A 14978-nucleotide genomic window follows, 5' to 3' on the forward strand; every position below is an offset into this window, starting at 1 on the left:
CAGGCCGTTTTTTTTACTGTTTTATAGCTGCTTTTGCCTTTGCTTCGATACGGCGGCGGTGTAAAATGGGCTCCGTATAGCCGTTTGGCTGATCATAGCCTTGAAATACTAAATCGCAGGCTGCCTGAAAAGCAATGGATGTGCTGTAGTTCGATGACATTGGCTGATACAGAGGATCATTTTCATTTTGTTGATCCACTACTTTTGCCATTCGCTTTAGCGTTTCCGTTACTTGTTCTTTTGTACAAATTCCATGATGAAGCCAGTTGGCTACGTGCTGACTGGAAATACGAAGCGTTGCCCGGTCTTCCATTAGCCCGACGTTATTAATATCCGGTACTTTTGAGCACCCTACTCCTTGGTCAATCCATCTTACTACATAGCCAAGTATTCCTTGAGCGTTATTGTCTAGCTCCTGCTGGATTTCATCTTTGCTCCAATTTGGTTTTTCTGCCACAGGAATTTGCAAAATATCATCTCGTAGATCGGTAGACTGAGTAAGCAATTCATTTTGAACATCTCTTACATCAATTTGATGGTAGTGAAGAGCATGGAGCGTCGCTGCAGTTGGTGAAGGCACCCATGCCGTATTGGCTCCTGCTTTTAAATGCCCCACTTTTTGCTTAAGCATTTCGGCCATCATATCCGGCATTGCCCACATGCCTTTTCCGATTTGAGCGCGGCCTTGGAACCCGCTTGCTAACCCTACATTTACATTAGACTGCTCGTAGCCTTGAAGCCATTTAGACGCCTTCATATCATTTTTACGGATAACAGCGCCTGCTTCCATAGAAGTGTGAATTTCGTCACCTGTTCGATCCAAGAATCCCGTATTAATAAACGCCACTCGGTCTTTTACTTCTTTGATGCACGCTTTTAGATTAAGCGTTGTGCGGCGCTCTTCATCCATTACGCCGATTTTAATTGTATGACGCTCAAGCCCTAGCATATCTTCAATTGAATTAAATAACGTGTTGGCAAAAGCTACTTCTTTGGAGCCGTGCATTTTCGGTTTAACGATATAGATAGAGCTCTTTTTAGAATTTTGATACGTACCGTTTTTAAGCAAGGTGTGTTTGGCAATTAAACTAGTAATCACGCTGTCTAAAATACCTTCATAGATTTCGTTGCCATTTCGATCTAAAACAGCGCTGTTTGTCATTAAATGCCCAACGTTTCGAACAAACATAAGTGAACGGCCAGACAGTGAAATCTTTTCCTTGTCGGGAGAAATATAGGTACGGTCTGGATTTAAACGCCTTGTCATGTTTTGACTTCCTTTTTTAAAAGTAGACGTCAAATCACCTTTCATTAATCCCAGCCAGTTGCGGTAAACATCTACTTTGTCTTCTGCGTCTACTGCCGCTACTGAATCTTCACAATCCATAATCGTCGTAAGAGCTGCTTCCATTAAAATATCTTTTACACCCGCATCGTCTGTTTTACCAATCGAATCCGTACGATCAATTTGAACTTCAAAATGCAGGCCGTTGTTTTTGAATAAAAGAGCATCAGGGCTTTCTTCTTCTCCTTGATACCCTACAAATTTATCTTCTTCCTGTAACTCTGTTAAACTGCCATCGTTTAATTGAGCGACAAGCTTTCCATTTTCAAGACTGTACTGAACCACTTCTGTATGAGAAGACTGAACGAGCGGAATAACTTCATCAAGAAAATTCTTCGCAAACGCAATAACTTTTTCTCCTCGAATTGGATTATAAGAACTCGTGCGCGAAGCTCCATTTTCTTCACTGATTGCATCAGTGCCGTAAAGTGCATCATAGAGACTTCCCCAGCGTGCATTAGCAGCGTTGATAGCATACCGAGCGTTATTCACTGGTACAACAAGCTGCGGTCCCGCTTGATAGGCAATTTCGCTATCTACTCCTTCTGTACCAATAAGAAAATCTTCTGCCTTATCTTCTAAATAGCCAATTCTCGTTAAAAACGACTTGTATTCGTTAAAGTCACCGTCAGGGTTTTCTTGATGCCACGCATTAATTTGAGCTTGCAGCTGATCACGCTTTTCTAACAACCGTTTATTTACGGGTGTTAACTCGGTTACTAACGCTTCAAAATCAGACCAAAAATGTTCTGTACTTAGGCCGCTGCCCGGAAGAGCTTCCTCATTAATAAATTGATAGAGAACTGGAGCTACTTTCAGATTTCCAACTTGTTTGTAGTTTGTCACCGTCTGTTTCCTCCTCTTATTCTTTTACATTTTAAATTTGGACGCGCTTTCAATTCTTTTTGCCAAAATGGTTAAGGCGAACATATGTGGTACTGTTTCTTATTACAAAACAGCGTTTTATTTTTGTTAAAAAAATCATATCATCGAGCGAATGTATTTTCAAGAATTTTCTAAAAATAACCCACTTTTTTCTTTTCTTTTTTGACTTCAGCGCAGCGGCTCGGACTTGGAAAAAGCTTTCCTGCATTTAATAGATTTTTAGGATTAAATACTTCTCGTATATTCGTTTGTGCTTGAATTTCATCTTCATTAAAAACAAATCGCATTTCTTCTTTTTTTTCAATGCCCACACCGTGTTCCCCGGTAATCGTTCCTCCTACTTCTGCACATACTTGCAAACATGCGCTTCCGGCGTCGAGTGCTTTCTCAGTTTCCCCCGGCTTTCTAGCATCAAATAATACAAGCGGATGCAAGTTCCCGTCTCCGGCGTGAAAAATATTGGCAATACGAAGGCCTGCTTCTTCACTAATTTTGTTGATTCGCTTCAGCACTTGAGGCAGTTTACTTCTTGGAATAACGCCGTCTTGTACGAGATAGTCAGGGGATATAGCTCCCATCGCTCCAAATCCTGTTTTACGATTTGCCCACCACCTGGCGCGCTCTTCTTCACTTTCAGCTACTTTCATTTCCCGTACGTTTTGTTTTTTGCATACGTCTAAAATACGAAGGATTTGCTCTTCGATACCGGCTGAAATGCCGTCTACTTCAATTAATAAAAGAGCTTCAATATCTCTAGGGTGCCCGACTGGAAACGCAGCAGCTTCCACTCCTTCAATGGCGGTTTTATCCATCATTTCAAGCGCAGCAGGTACAATGCCGGCTGATATAATGTCCGATACCGCTTGGCTACCGTCTTCTACGCGGTCGAAATAGGCAAGAACCGTTTGTTTTGCTTCGGGGTTTTTCAAAATGCGTACCGTAATTTTTGTAACGATTCCTAACGTCCCTTCTGATCCTGTTAAAAGCCCTAATAAATCATATCCCGGTTCATCTGGAATACCTTGCTTGCCAAGCTCAATCACATCTCCATTTGGAAGCACCACCTCTAACCCTAAAATATGGTTGGTAGTTACTCCATATTTAAGACAGTGTGCCCCTCCCGCATTTTCCGCTACATTTCCACCAATGGTGCAGCAATACTGACTCGAAGGATCCGGGGCATAATAATATTCTTTTTCAGAGATTGAATTGGTTAATTTAAGATTAATAAATCCCGGCTCTACAACGGCACGTCTGTTTTCATAGTCCACGCTAAGCAGGCGCTTCATTTTCACTAAACTAATAATCACTTCGTTATTAAGAGGAATCGCTCCGCCGCTTAGTCCTGTGCCTGCTCCTCTTGCAAGAAAAGGCAAATCATGTTCATTGCAGTATTTAACAATGTTAGAAACTTCTTTTGTATTTTTAGGAAATACCACCGCTTTGGGTAAATGTCTCTGAATAGTAAACCCGTCGCAGTCGTACGCAAGTAAATCTTCTTTGTGATACAAAATAGAATGACCATCTACTAGTTGAGAAAGATTTTTTACGTGAAGATCTTTTATTCTATTTTTCTTCAACACGATGCGCTTCCTCCTCTTCTTTTTGATAGGCCCACTCCAAAAGCTGTACCGTGTGAACAATTTGCTGACTTCGTCCATATTTTTTCACTCCTACTGCCATCTGCAGCATACATCCTGGGTTTCCCATTGAAATCATTTCTACGTCATGAGGCACGTGTTCCATTTTACTTTGAAGCACGGCTCCCGCCATGTCGGGGTTTGTTAAATTATAAATTCCTGCGCTTCCACAGCATCGGTCCGCATTAGCCATATGAACCATTTCAACTCCCGGAATAGAAAGCAAAATATCTCTTGGTTCTTCTTTAACTCCTTGACCATGAGCTAAATGGCAAGCATCGTGGTACGTAATGCGCGTATGCAGCTTCGCCTGCGGAGGGCGATATCCCGTATCGTAAAGGTATTTTGAAATATCCTGGACTTTTTCAGCAAAGACTTCGGCTTTTTCAAGCCACTCTTGCTCTTCTTCTCTAAATAGTTCAGGATACTCTTTTAACATGCAGCCGCATCCCGCAGCGTTTACAATAATGGTATCGGCATGCTGAAACGCCTCTATATTTTTTTTGGCAAGCTGTCTTCCCATGTCTCGGTCTCCTGCATGAACGTGCAAAGCACCACAGCACGTCTGAGAATGAGGAATAACGACGTCGTTCCCATTTCTTCGTAATACATTAAGAGTCGCTTCGTTAATATCACTGAACATGACGTCCATAATGCAGCCGGTTAAAAAAGCAACTTCGGCTTTTCTTTCTGCATTTGCTTTTAGAACGCGTTTCTTTTTATATTTTTTTCGAACAGAGCGGGTAATCTTAGGCATTACATGTTCCATTTCTGCTAGATGTGCTGGCATGATATTTAACATGCCTGTTGTGCGCATCACTTTTTGCATTCCGCTTTTTTGATACAATTTTAATAGACTTCCTACAGCTTCCAAGCGATGGGAATGAGGAAAAAGTTCCTTAAGAAAAAATTTGCTGATCATCCCTTTCCAGCCGGTCAAAGGCATCGCTTGACGAATTTGGCCGCGAGCTTCTTCAATGAGTCCGCCAACGTCTACATTTGCAGGGCAGGCAGTTGTACAGGCACGGCAGTCCAAACAGGCAAAAACAGGATCTGTAAACTGTTCATTCACGCTTATTTTTCCTTCTGCTACCGATTTGATAAGGTGAACGCGTCCTCTTGGTGAATGCTGTTCTTGTCCCGTTATTTCATAAGTAGGACAAGACTCCAAGCACATTCCGCAGTGTACACAATCCGCCCATTTTTTTTCGTCTGGCGCGTCTTTCCACAAATAGTTGCTAACGCTTTGACATGGAGCATCTTTGATATCCGCTTTCGCTGAATTCACTTAGATTCCTCCTATAAATCGTTTATAGTTAAGCACATTTTTAGCGTCCACCTTTGCTTTAATTCCTGCTAGTAACGGAAAATGAGAAGGTTTTTCCCCCCACACATTTACTTTTTGACGCAGTATAAAAGGCAAATGTTTAACCACCACGTATCCTCCGTATGTTTTAGCCGTTTCAGTAAATGAAGTTATAACGGAAAGAATGGCTTCTTCTGAGCCCTTTATGTAGATCGAGCAAAGACCGTGTCCAACTCCTCCATGTGCTTTTATCAGCATTGGACGGGACGTTTTTAATGCAGTACTTTTGTTTATTACATCGAGTACATTCATATTTGGTACGCCGACTTTTAGAGTGGCTTCCATTTCATCTTCGGAAGAACAGCAAGCACCATTTGGACTAATGTTACTAAAAAATCCCCAAAACACCTCGGCTTCTTTTTCGTACAGTACTTTTAAAATCGTATCAGACGGCTGAATGCTTTTGATGTAATTCTCTTGATAATGAACGGAACTTTTCACGTCTTCAAAGCTAATTACAAGCGTAAACAAATGCTGCCCTATTACATCTTCAGCTAGAGAAGGGTTTAATAATTCCAAAGCAACGGGCTCTATCATGGAATCTAGGACTTTGCTAACAAAAGCATGAATTTCTTCGATGTTGCCCTTTGAAAAAGAAAGAAAAAGAACGCTTTGATACTTAGGCAGCGGACGCAGCTTTAACGTTATTTCGGATATAACGCCGAGCGTTCCCATTGAACCAATAAACAGCTTATTCATATCATAGCCAGCCACGTTCTTGACGACTTTTCCGCCTGAACGAACAATGGTTCCATCTGAATATACGACTCTCATGCCGATTACTGCATCTCGAGCTGATCCATAAGACAAGCGCTTTGGACCACTTTCATTCGCTGCAATAACTCCGCCGATTGTAGCGTAGTCTCTTAGAGCTGGATCAAGTGAAATTTGCTGGTTGTACGTTTTTAAATACGTTTGCAGCTCTCCAAACGGCGTACCAGCTTTTACAGTAACCGTCATATCACCTACTGTATGTTCAACAATTCCGCTGTATTCAGTCAGCGAAAGCAAAAGGTCTGCTGTATCTATAAGTCCGCCAAACCCTTTTTTTGTACCGTTCCCTTCAATGACGACTTTTTTTCCGTGTTCCGCCGCATACTTTAAAACGGCTGCTATTTCTTGTTCTGAAGTTGGCTTAACATGAAGGGATCCGTTATTTCCAAGGAAGTGATTCATCTGCTGTTCTTCAAGTGTGGAAGGATAAGATAAAATGGATTTTAAATGACCTGGAAGCTTCAACGTACTCAATAAATTGACTCCTCTCGTTTTGTAATAGCAAACACCGTTTCACTAATAACATAAAGAAGTGCCATATATAATACGACTAAAAGTAGTAGATCAATAAGAAGAATAATTAGTAGAATAGATGGAAAGATATATTTAAAACGCTTACAATCATTAAATCACCTATTCTTGGGATTTTCAACCAATATTTTCTTCTTATCAACAAAAAAATGTCCGTTTTTTTGAAAAAAAGTTTCTTTTAGTACTTGCCTATCACAAAAGGATTAGAATATAATGTAAGCGAATTCATTTTTACATAAGTCATCAGATGACCTTATCATCGTAGTTTTGATTGTTTCGTAGTTCACTAATTTGAAAATGAGGTGTTAGTTATGACATGGACACAGCAGTTCACTCCTGTAGGAAACAGCGTCATTTGGTCTTCATTAATCGCTTTGATTCCTATTCTTTACTTCTTTTGGGCTCTGGCTATTAAACGAATGAAAGGTTATATGGCTGGAGTTACAACTTTACTGGTCGCACTTGCCGTTGCAATATTTGCTTATAAAATGCCGGCTAGCATGGCTTTTATGTCAGCTAGTCAAGGAGCCGTATACGGTATACTGCCGATTGGATGGATTATCATTACGTCTGTTTTTCTTTACAAACTAACCGTCAAAACCGGTCAGTTTGATATTATTCGTACCTCTGTCGTATCTATTACAGAAGATCGCAGACTTCAAGCTTTGTTAGTTGCTTTTTCGTTTGGGGCTTTTCTTGAAGGTGCCGCTGGTTTTGGTGCACCTGTTGCGATTTCAGCAGCTTTGCTTGTAGGGCTAGGTTTTAATCCGCTGTATGCCGCTGGCTTATGTTTATTAGCAAACACAGCACCCGTTGCTTTTGGTGCAATCGGTATTCCTATCACGGCTATGGAAGGTCCTACTGGAGTAGCGGCAATGGAAATCTCTAAAATGGTAGGCCGCCAGCTTCCTTTTATTTCTGTATTTATTCCGCTATATTTGGTTTTTGTAATGGCTGGATTTAAAAAAACATTAGAAGTACTCCCTGCTATTCTAGTATCCGGCGTCTCTTTTGCTCTTACCCAGTTTGTCAGCTCTAACTTTTTAGGACCTGAACTTCCCGATATTTTATCGGCACTCGTTTCACTTTTTGCGCTCGCTATTTTCTTAAAATTCTGGAAACCAAAAACAACGTTCCGTTTTCAATCTGAAAAAGCAGCACATGAAGTAGCTTCCGCTTCAGCTGAGCCAAGAAAAACTCAAGATCAACCCTCATTCACGGGAGCTCAAATTGCAAAGGCGTGGTCACCTTTTTTAATTTTAACGATCTTTATTTCTGTATGGGGAATTCCTCAAATTAAAACCGCTTTGACAGGACATTATGAAGGAGCTAACGCTTTTTTGGGGGCTATTAATTCCATCGGACATTATTTAACGTTTATGCCAGAAGTACCTTGGTTAAATAATTTAATTTTAAATGGAAATGGAGAACCGATTGCGGCAGTGTACAAGTTAGAATTACTAGGTGCTGCCGGAACAGCTATCCTGTTGTCTGCTGTTGTCACAAAATTTATTGTCAACATCTCTTGGAAAGACTGGTTTATTACATTTAAGGAGACGTGCAAAGAATTAGCGCTGCCGCTGCTTACAATTATGTCCGTTGTTGCATTTGCTTACGTGACAAATGCTTCTGGAATGAGTACAACCTTAGGACTGCTGTTAGCTAAAACAGGCGCGTTATTTCCCTTTTTCTCTCCTGTACTCGGCTGGCTTGGTGTTTTTATTACAGGATCAGATACATCAGCCAACTTATTGTTCGGCAACTTGCAAAAAATCACGGCTACGTCTATTGGAATGGATCCGCTTCTTGCGCTTGCAGCAAACTCTTCTGGTGGAGTAACCGGTAAAATGATTTCACCGCAGTCCATCGCCGTTGCCTGTGCTGCGGTTGGGTTGGCTGGAAAAGAGTCCGATTTGTTTCGTTTTACGGTGAAGCACAGCTTATTTTTACTGCTGATTGTCTGCGTATTAACATTTTTACAATCTAATGTATTATCGTGGATGATTCCTTAATTAAAAAAGCTTCCGCAGCTAGAGGTGAGCCTCTGCACGGAAGCCTTTTTCTTTTAGTCAAGATCGATTAATGGCATATACAACAAATAAAACTATATCTAGCAAGATTATTACAACACCGACAAGCAGCCACATGTTTCCTTGCGTCTTTTTCTCTCCTTCTTGCATTTCAAACGCTCGAATAGCAAATACAATTCCAAGGGTAAACACAAGAAAAAACAGCTGACGGTAATCAAAAAACGACAGTACAACAAAAATTAAGGTGAAAAACACCATAATCATTTCTAAAATCCGATAAGGCTGCTTTTGACATGCTAATACTAGTTTCATTTCTTGACCTACTTTCATCCCGTTTTTAATAGCGTTATTTTACTATTAATTTTAAATGAGATGTTAGTGTTTCGAGCACTGTTCACTGTTTTGTAACAAAAAAGCGTACGTTAGTTAAACGCACGCTTCTTTTTATTCATTTACATTTGGATTCATTGGGTTATCCATCCCTGTTTTATCTTGAATTTTTTTATAAATAAAATACGTGTAAATGGCAATTAAAATGGAGAATGCCCACGTAACGGCCTGACGGAACACAATCATGTTCCCGTACCCTTCTACTCCGTACTTTTGAATCAATACGTATTTTACAATTGCTAAAAATACATAGCGACCTGCAAACAGTACTGTAAGCCAGTTCATCATTTTGAATAAATCAGGCTGATGGAAGAGCTTAAGAGAATCTTCTCGCTTATAGCCCATTAAGTACGCCGTATCTACAAAAAAGTACAAACCAATTGGCTTTTTTATCACAATGGTAAACAGAACAACTACAGCCAGTCCAATCATGAAGTATACTTGATTGTTTAGCATCGTCGCTGCGTTTCCTGAAATTAAATCAATAATGGTACGTGCCAGCAGCGTAATGACAATAAACAATCCTGTTACGTTAAACTGGCGATCTTTAATAAATGTATAAATGGTATACACAAACGCTGGTGCTGTTGAAAGCAAAATGGCATAGTAATCACCAATAATGTCTTTTCCTTGGTTCCATATTAGGTAAGGAATAGCGATATAAAAAAGTAAATCAAACCATACTCGTTTTGTATTGTTCATATATAACTCCTTTAAAAACGTTGTTCCTGCTATTATATGGGATACTACGCAAGAAAAAAAGGCTTTTACCTGGAATGTTATGAAATTTTAATCATTTGATGTTTAGATCCAGAGCGACAGGGAAAACAATTTCTAGAAAGACTTCAAGAATTATAAACATCCAAACACTTGAGCAGCAGCACAAGTGAAAAATGCTGAAAGGATTGATTCATTATCACACTTCACCTAACGTACACGTCAGAAATGGAAAAGGCCATGCAGCTTTCTCACGGCGTGGGGTATGCTGAATATAGCCGTAAACTAGACAAACGTCTACAGGTGGAAAAAGAACGGGAAAAAGATTATCAGGCTAGCAAAGATATACTGCGTGATATTAACCAGCATCGATAATAAAAAGCCGCTTGCTACTTTTTAGTAGCAAGCGGCTTTTTATTTACAAATGAACCAAAATTATACATAATAAGGAAGTGCTTGTATCAAAGAAAGGAACTTACTTATTATGATGGAAAAATTACTTATTATTTGTGCATTTGTAGGAATTATTCACATGATTGAAACACTAGCCTACTCTGTGAGACTTGCGGGCTTGAAAACTGGAAAACTAGTCGTGGCCCTATCTCTTTTTAATATTATTGTCATCGTTTCAAGAACAGCTAATATGGTGCAAGCTCCGCTGACCGGCAAATTAGGAGATGCGGTCCAGTCTAAAGAAGATTTGCCTCTTCTGCTTCATCAGCTTCAAACTATCTTGCTCGCGGCCTCTATTGGGACAATCGCGGGTGCTCTTTTAATTCCTAGCTTTGTATCGATCTTCTCCCGCATGATTTCACACTTAGAAGTAGCGGGATCTGTACCCAAAATGATGAAAAACATTGCTTCCATACATACCCTTGAGAAAGCAAAAAAACACGTAAAGCGTCCTAGGTGGATTATGCTGTCTCAGCTGCGAATAGGCGGAGTACCCAAGCGGCTGCTTCTTTTGAATTTAATGGCTACGACCATTTATACAGTAGGTGTTCTTTCAACTCTTTATGCTTCTACGCTCGAGCCTACTCTTTCTAAATCAATTCTGATGTCTTCTGGCCTTATTAACGGACTAGCGATGATTACCCTTGCTGTGTTTGTAGATCCGCAAGTAGCAATTTTAACTGAAAAGGTAATGAAAGGTGAATCTACTAAGCAATCTATGAACAAAATGGTTGGTACACTCGTCATCTCTCGATTATGCGGGACAGTATGCGCCCAGGTTCTCTTAGTCCCTGCTGCTCTTTATATCGCTTGGATTTGTAAATTAATTCCTTAGAAAAAAGACTTCATTTCAGAAGTCTTTTTATACATATTCTACTTTTTTGTATCTATATACAGCAGCAATTAAAAGAAGAAAGCAGCTCACTAATGTCACAACTACGGTATAGGTGACACTTTGTGACCAGTGCAATTGTTCCAGTATACGACCGGCGTATTGTGACAGCGCTGGAGGACTCCACTTTAATTGATTCGTAAACAAAGTGTTTAAAAATGAAAGTGACGCAATGATCAAAATGCTTACTCCAGCAATTCCTCCGCTTTGTAAAAGAAAGGTTCCGGCTGTCACTAAAACGGACAGAATAAAAATTAGCCACAGGCTGTATAAAAGAAAGCTAACTATCATATGAGTCCAATCCACATGTGAAAATAAAAGATTTGTATAATACCACGCTGCTATATAGCTTATAAACATTGAGCCAATAACCAGTACGATTTGCGCAGCCCATTTACTTATAATGTATTGAATGACGCTCACCGGTCTCATCATAACAAGTACAGCCGCATGATTTTGTCGTTCATTTGAAATCATATTCATGCTTGCTAGTACAATTAGTAAGGTTCCTATTGTGCTATATTGTGAAAGTACGCCTTGCAATACTTCTTGACCGGTAGGCGTAGGAAGTTGAATAATTGCTCCTTTTGGCAAATTTCCTGCCATATCAAGGATCTGTGGCATATAGTAACTTGTTAAAGGCTGTGTGATGCCTAGCAAAATTAGAGAGATGGGCAGCCAAATTCCTTTGCCGTTCGCAAATAATTCATGCAGCTCCTTTTTAAATAAGACTCCAAATGTGTTCATTTATTCATCACCTCTAGATACACGTCTTCAAGAGAATGCTGTTTTCGTTCAAATAAAACAAGATTTGCTTGTTGATCAACAAGCAGTTGAAGCAGCTGCTGCTGCTGAGATGTATCTTTTACACTTACAGTGGCTTTATAAGGAGAATGAAACAGCACCTGTTCACTTGGCAGACTGCTAAATGATGCAGGGAGCCTTTCTTCTGTTTCAATCGTAAAAGCAGGAGCCGCAAACTCTTGGCGCAGCGAACTCTTTGTTCCATTCCATTTCATGCGTCCGTTTTTAATCATAATCATGTTATCGCATATTTGTTCTGCATCATGCAAAATGTGAGTTGAAAAAAGGATGGTTGTATCTTTTTTTAATGTTTCGATAATCATTAGGACATCTTTTCTGCCTTCAGGATCCAAAGCCGAAACGGGTTCATCTAGAATTAGCAGTTCAGGTTTATGTAACAAGGCCTGCGCCAAGCCTAAACGTTGTTTCATTCCTCCAGAAAAGCCAGCAATTTTCTGCTTTTCCTTTCCTTTTAAACCTACAGTTTCAAGTACTTCATCTATTCGTTGGGAAAGCACATTCTTTGAAATGTTAGATAAAAGACCTAAAAAAGTTAAATACTGCTGAGGCGTCATCCAATTAAAAAAAGTAGGATGCTGCGGAAGAAAGCCAATAAATGATCGTACGTCTTGATGCTGTTTATCTTCAAAAGAAATTTTTCCTTTATTAGGTGCAGTAAGACCTGCAATCATATGCAAAGTAGTCGTCTTACCTGCACCATTGGGGCCTAACAGTGCTACACATTTTCCTTTGTGGAGATTAAATGAAAGTTTATTTACAACAGTTATATTACGATACGTTTTTGTCAATCTTTCTACTTGCATAAACATCTTCGTTTCACCTCACTGTTTTTTACGTCCTAAAACAAAATATAAAACAGGGCCAACTGTACTTACACATAAAATGATGAGTCCCCATAACCATTTTGGTCCGTTTGTCTCTTCTTGCTTTATGCAGCTTATCAATGCTGGAATCATTAAAAACAATTGTAATAATAGAATTGGAGCAATTAACAACCAGTTAATGTCCTTCATTTACATCCCCCTTTTTCTTCGTGCTGGAAGCCAAATAATAAAAAAACAATAAAACAGCGTTGGCATTGGAATTTGAATCAGTCCCCATATTCCCCAAAACCATGGATGAGCGCCGCGTTTTTTTGCATTAATAAAAAGTAGAAAGCTTTGAAGAAGGAGAAATGGCGAGATAAGCAGCATAAGAATCCATTTTTCATTCATTATAAAAACATCTCCTTTTTTCGTTTATAGTGAAAAACGATAAAAGAAACAGGAGCAACAATAATCCCAATCACTTCAATAGCGATAAATAAGGCAGGTATTTGTAAAATAGCAGTTGCCATTACCGTTAAAATAACAAGTGCTGTTAATGTAAATAAGCATAACTCTTTCCGGAAAGCTTTTTTCTGCTTTTGTTTTTGGATGAGAAGCTGTTCTTGAATGACATGAAGAGAAATACGTTCATGACTTGCTAAACTCTCTAGCTGCTCCCAATCTTTTTTTAAAGAATGTAAGGACTGATTGTCATTTTCTTCTCTCATTCTTTCCACTCCTTTCTCAGTATGTTTACTCCTTTATTTACTCTTGATTTGACCGTTCCTGCTCGTATATTCAGCATATGGGCAATCTCATCGTATGAATATCCGTAATAATGTCGAAGCAAGACAGGAATTCGAAAGCGCGAATCGAGTTCATTAAAATCGGAAAACATCTCACTCCACTCCACTCCTTTGTATTTAGCTTTCCATTGAAGCTGGTGCGATAAAGACTGCTTTATTCGCTGGAGGCTGCTTTTTTCACGTTTTTGCTTACGCAAATAATCCATGTACAGTCTTGAAGCAATGGATATCATCCAAGTCGAAAACTTTGCTTCATTTTTGTATGAAGAAAGATTCACGTAACACTTCATCATTGCTTCCTGACACAACTCACTGCATAAGTCCTCATCTAATGTCAGCTTTAAAAGGTATCTATATAAAAATGAATGATAGCGCTGAAATAATAATGAAAAGGCATCATCATCACCTTGTAATGCTTGTTGGACAAGGATGAAATCATCTTGTTCCAAAGCGTTCACCCCTCCTTTTTGTTTCATCACCTATATGACGCTTGAGCGATTGAAATCGTTCATTTTTTATATAAAAAAAACGCCCCGCAGGACGTTTTTATTTAGTACGAAGCATTTTTAATCCTTCTTCATCTTCTTCTAATGAATAGACTTCATCGTTTTTAGCAAATAAAATACCGTGGAAGATTTGAAGATCATCATCACAGGCCTCGCAAAATTCCTTTTCGCCTTCGTTCCAAAAGCTAAAGAGCGCTAGTTCATCACTTCGCACGCTTGCGTATTTTTGATGAAATTCATAAATCATCATCGCGTAGTAGCGAAGCGCTTCTTCTTTTTTTTCAAATTCAATGGTTTCAATAATATCTTTTTCCCAGCCTTCTAAAAACAGCCAAGGTTCACAATCACTTTTTATTTTATGAACTCTCCATTTATCTGTCATGATAGAACATCTCCTTACTTACAGCTTACTTCTAAAATTTCTCTTTTCCTTATTATTCAGCAAAAATAACTTTGAATCAAGTAAAACGGAAAAAAACGCCTATTTTCAGGAAATAGACGCCAACAAGATAGCTTAATCTGAACTTCTTTTTTATATTAATAATAGCTCCTTAAACTATAAGGAACTAAACTGCCCGTATAATACTGGGTAATGGGAGGAAAAACGCCTGCTGAAGGCGTGATTTTCCCCCACCAAGAAGGTTTTTTGCCTCACCAGTTGTCCATCGCTCCATCAGGTGAAACGACAAATCCAATTGGACGTGCAAACGAAGGCATAAAATACGGATAAAACGAATACTGAAAAGGCGTGTAGAAAGAAGAGTAAAACATCTCTTTCCTTAGCCGTTTCCGAAGCCGGTTTGATCAGAACCATCCGGATCGATCGTATTTGTATTAGAAAGTCCTGAATTTGTATTTACACAAATTCCTGTATTTGAAGACCCTGAACCTTGTGCAGTTTTACTGTTACTTTTTGGAGAAACATAGTACGTATCGCCAAACGTAACGACTCCTCCTGTAACATTTGGAATCACTACATGATTAATAACAATCGGCATTATCCTCACCCTTT

At 39.4% G+C, this 14978-nt stretch carries 18 protein-coding genes; 4 read left to right on the forward strand and 14 right to left on the reverse strand.

The annotated features are described in order from the left end of the window. Positions 1-13 precede the first annotated feature (13 nt). The 4 genes from SB717_RS15390 to SB717_RS15405 form a co-directional block, all read right to left on the reverse strand. Complete coding sequence (locus SB717_RS15390) at positions 14-2191, reverse strand: malate synthase G (protein WP_410904096.1); 2178 nt, start codon at positions 2189-2191, stop codon at positions 14-16. 170 nt (positions 2192-2361) lie between these two features. Beyond that, a complete protein-coding gene (locus tag SB717_RS15395) occupies positions 2362-3813 on the reverse strand; it encodes an FAD-linked oxidase C-terminal domain-containing protein (protein WP_410904097.1) in 1452 nt (483 codons plus the stop codon). Further along, the gene (locus tag SB717_RS15400; RefSeq protein ID WP_410904098.1) at positions 3797-5158 is read right to left on the reverse strand and encodes a (Fe-S)-binding protein; all 1362 of its coding nucleotides are present in this window, start codon (positions 5156-5158) and stop codon (positions 3797-3799) included. The genes SB717_RS15395 and SB717_RS15400 overlap by 17 nt, the downstream gene beginning before the upstream one ends. Beyond that, positions 5159-6484, reverse strand: coding sequence for an FAD-binding oxidoreductase (locus tag SB717_RS15405; RefSeq protein WP_410904099.1), 1326 nt, complete (start codon positions 6482-6484; stop codon positions 5159-5161). A 368-nt stretch (positions 6485-6852) separates the two neighbouring features. Between SB717_RS15405 and SB717_RS15410 the strand changes: the two genes are divergently transcribed. After that, positions 6853-8553: an L-lactate permease gene (locus tag SB717_RS15410; RefSeq protein ID WP_074680452.1), complete on the forward strand. Its 1701-nt coding sequence runs from the start codon at positions 6853-6855 to the stop codon at positions 8551-8553. 57 nt (positions 8554-8610) lie between these two features. On the opposite strand, the gene SB717_RS15415 is transcribed toward SB717_RS15410, so the two are convergent. Together SB717_RS15415 and SB717_RS15420 are read right to left on the reverse strand one after the other, a co-directional pair. Next, positions 8611-8883, reverse strand: a complete 273-nt coding sequence (locus SB717_RS15415; protein WP_410904100.1) for a hypothetical protein — start codon at positions 8881-8883, stop codon at positions 8611-8613. A gap of 132 nt (positions 8884-9015) precedes the next feature. After that, positions 9016-9663 (reverse strand): VC0807 family protein, encoded by a 648-nt coding sequence (locus SB717_RS15420; protein WP_043981572.1) that lies wholly within the window; start codon positions 9661-9663, stop codon positions 9016-9018. Between the two features lie 243 nt (positions 9664-9906). On the opposite strand from SB717_RS15420, the gene SB717_RS40250 reads away from it, so the two are divergent. Both SB717_RS40250 and SB717_RS15425 read left to right on the forward strand, forming a co-directional pair. Beyond that, complete coding sequence (locus tag SB717_RS40250) at positions 9907-10053, forward strand: YuzK family famiily protein (protein ID WP_014459567.1); 147 nt, start codon at positions 9907-9909, stop codon at positions 10051-10053. A gap of 109 nt (positions 10054-10162) precedes the next feature. Then, on the forward strand, positions 10163-10966 hold the full coding sequence (locus tag SB717_RS15425) for a lipid II flippase Amj family protein (protein WP_081350943.1): 804 nt from the start codon (positions 10163-10165) through the stop codon (positions 10964-10966). Positions 10967-10993: 27 nt separating this feature from the next. Here the strand turns inward: SB717_RS15425 and SB717_RS15430 are convergent, their stop codons facing one another. From SB717_RS15430 to SB717_RS15460, 7 genes are all read right to left on the reverse strand, one after another. Continuing rightward, a complete protein-coding gene (locus SB717_RS15430; protein ID WP_410904101.1) occupies positions 10994-11770 on the reverse strand; it encodes an ABC transporter permease in 777 nt (258 codons plus the stop codon). Next, entirely contained in the window at positions 11767-12657 is an 891-nt protein-coding gene (locus tag SB717_RS15435; protein WP_410904102.1) for an ABC transporter ATP-binding protein, read from the reverse strand. Before SB717_RS15435 ends, SB717_RS15430 begins: the two co-directional genes overlap by 4 nt. A gap of 12 nt (positions 12658-12669) precedes the next feature. Beyond that, positions 12670-12861: a PLD nuclease N-terminal domain-containing protein gene (locus SB717_RS15440; RefSeq protein ID WP_074680444.1), complete on the reverse strand. Its 192-nt coding sequence runs from the start codon at positions 12859-12861 to the stop codon at positions 12670-12672. Beyond that, positions 12862-13062: a transcriptional regulator gene (locus SB717_RS15445; RefSeq protein ID WP_410904103.1), complete on the reverse strand. Its 201-nt coding sequence runs from the start codon at positions 13060-13062 to the stop codon at positions 12862-12864. It abuts the gene before it with no gap. Beyond that, positions 13062-13382 (reverse strand): YxlC family protein, encoded by a 321-nt coding sequence (locus SB717_RS15450; protein ID WP_074680440.1) that lies wholly within the window; start codon positions 13380-13382, stop codon positions 13062-13064. The genes SB717_RS15445 and SB717_RS15450 overlap by 1 nt, the downstream gene beginning before the upstream one ends. Next, positions 13379-13936, reverse strand: a complete 558-nt coding sequence (sigY, locus tag SB717_RS15455) for an RNA polymerase sigma factor SigY (protein ID WP_312036138.1) — start codon at positions 13934-13936, stop codon at positions 13379-13381. Before sigY ends, SB717_RS15450 begins: the two co-directional genes overlap by 4 nt. Positions 13937-14006: 70 nt before the next feature. Further along, entirely contained in the window at positions 14007-14348 is a 342-nt protein-coding gene (locus SB717_RS15460) for a DUF1033 family protein (RefSeq protein ID WP_074680436.1), read from the reverse strand. A gap of 210 nt (positions 14349-14558) precedes the next feature. Here SB717_RS15460 and SB717_RS15465 point away from each other — a divergent pair, with 210 nt between their 5' ends. Then, the gene (locus tag SB717_RS15465) at positions 14559-14696 is read left to right on the forward strand and encodes a hypothetical protein (protein WP_176547918.1); all 138 of its coding nucleotides are present in this window, start codon (positions 14559-14561) and stop codon (positions 14694-14696) included. A gap of 49 nt (positions 14697-14745) precedes the next feature. On the opposite strand, the gene SB717_RS15470 is transcribed toward SB717_RS15465, so the two are convergent. Further along, complete coding sequence (locus tag SB717_RS15470; protein WP_328127239.1) at positions 14746-14964, reverse strand: spore germination protein; 219 nt, start codon at positions 14962-14964, stop codon at positions 14746-14748. Positions 14965-14978 lie beyond the last annotated feature (14 nt).

This window comes from Priestia sp. SIMBA_032 (assembly GCF_046535215.1).
Taxonomy (GTDB): domain Bacteria; phylum Bacillota; class Bacilli; order Bacillales; family Bacillaceae_H; genus Priestia; species Priestia aryabhattai.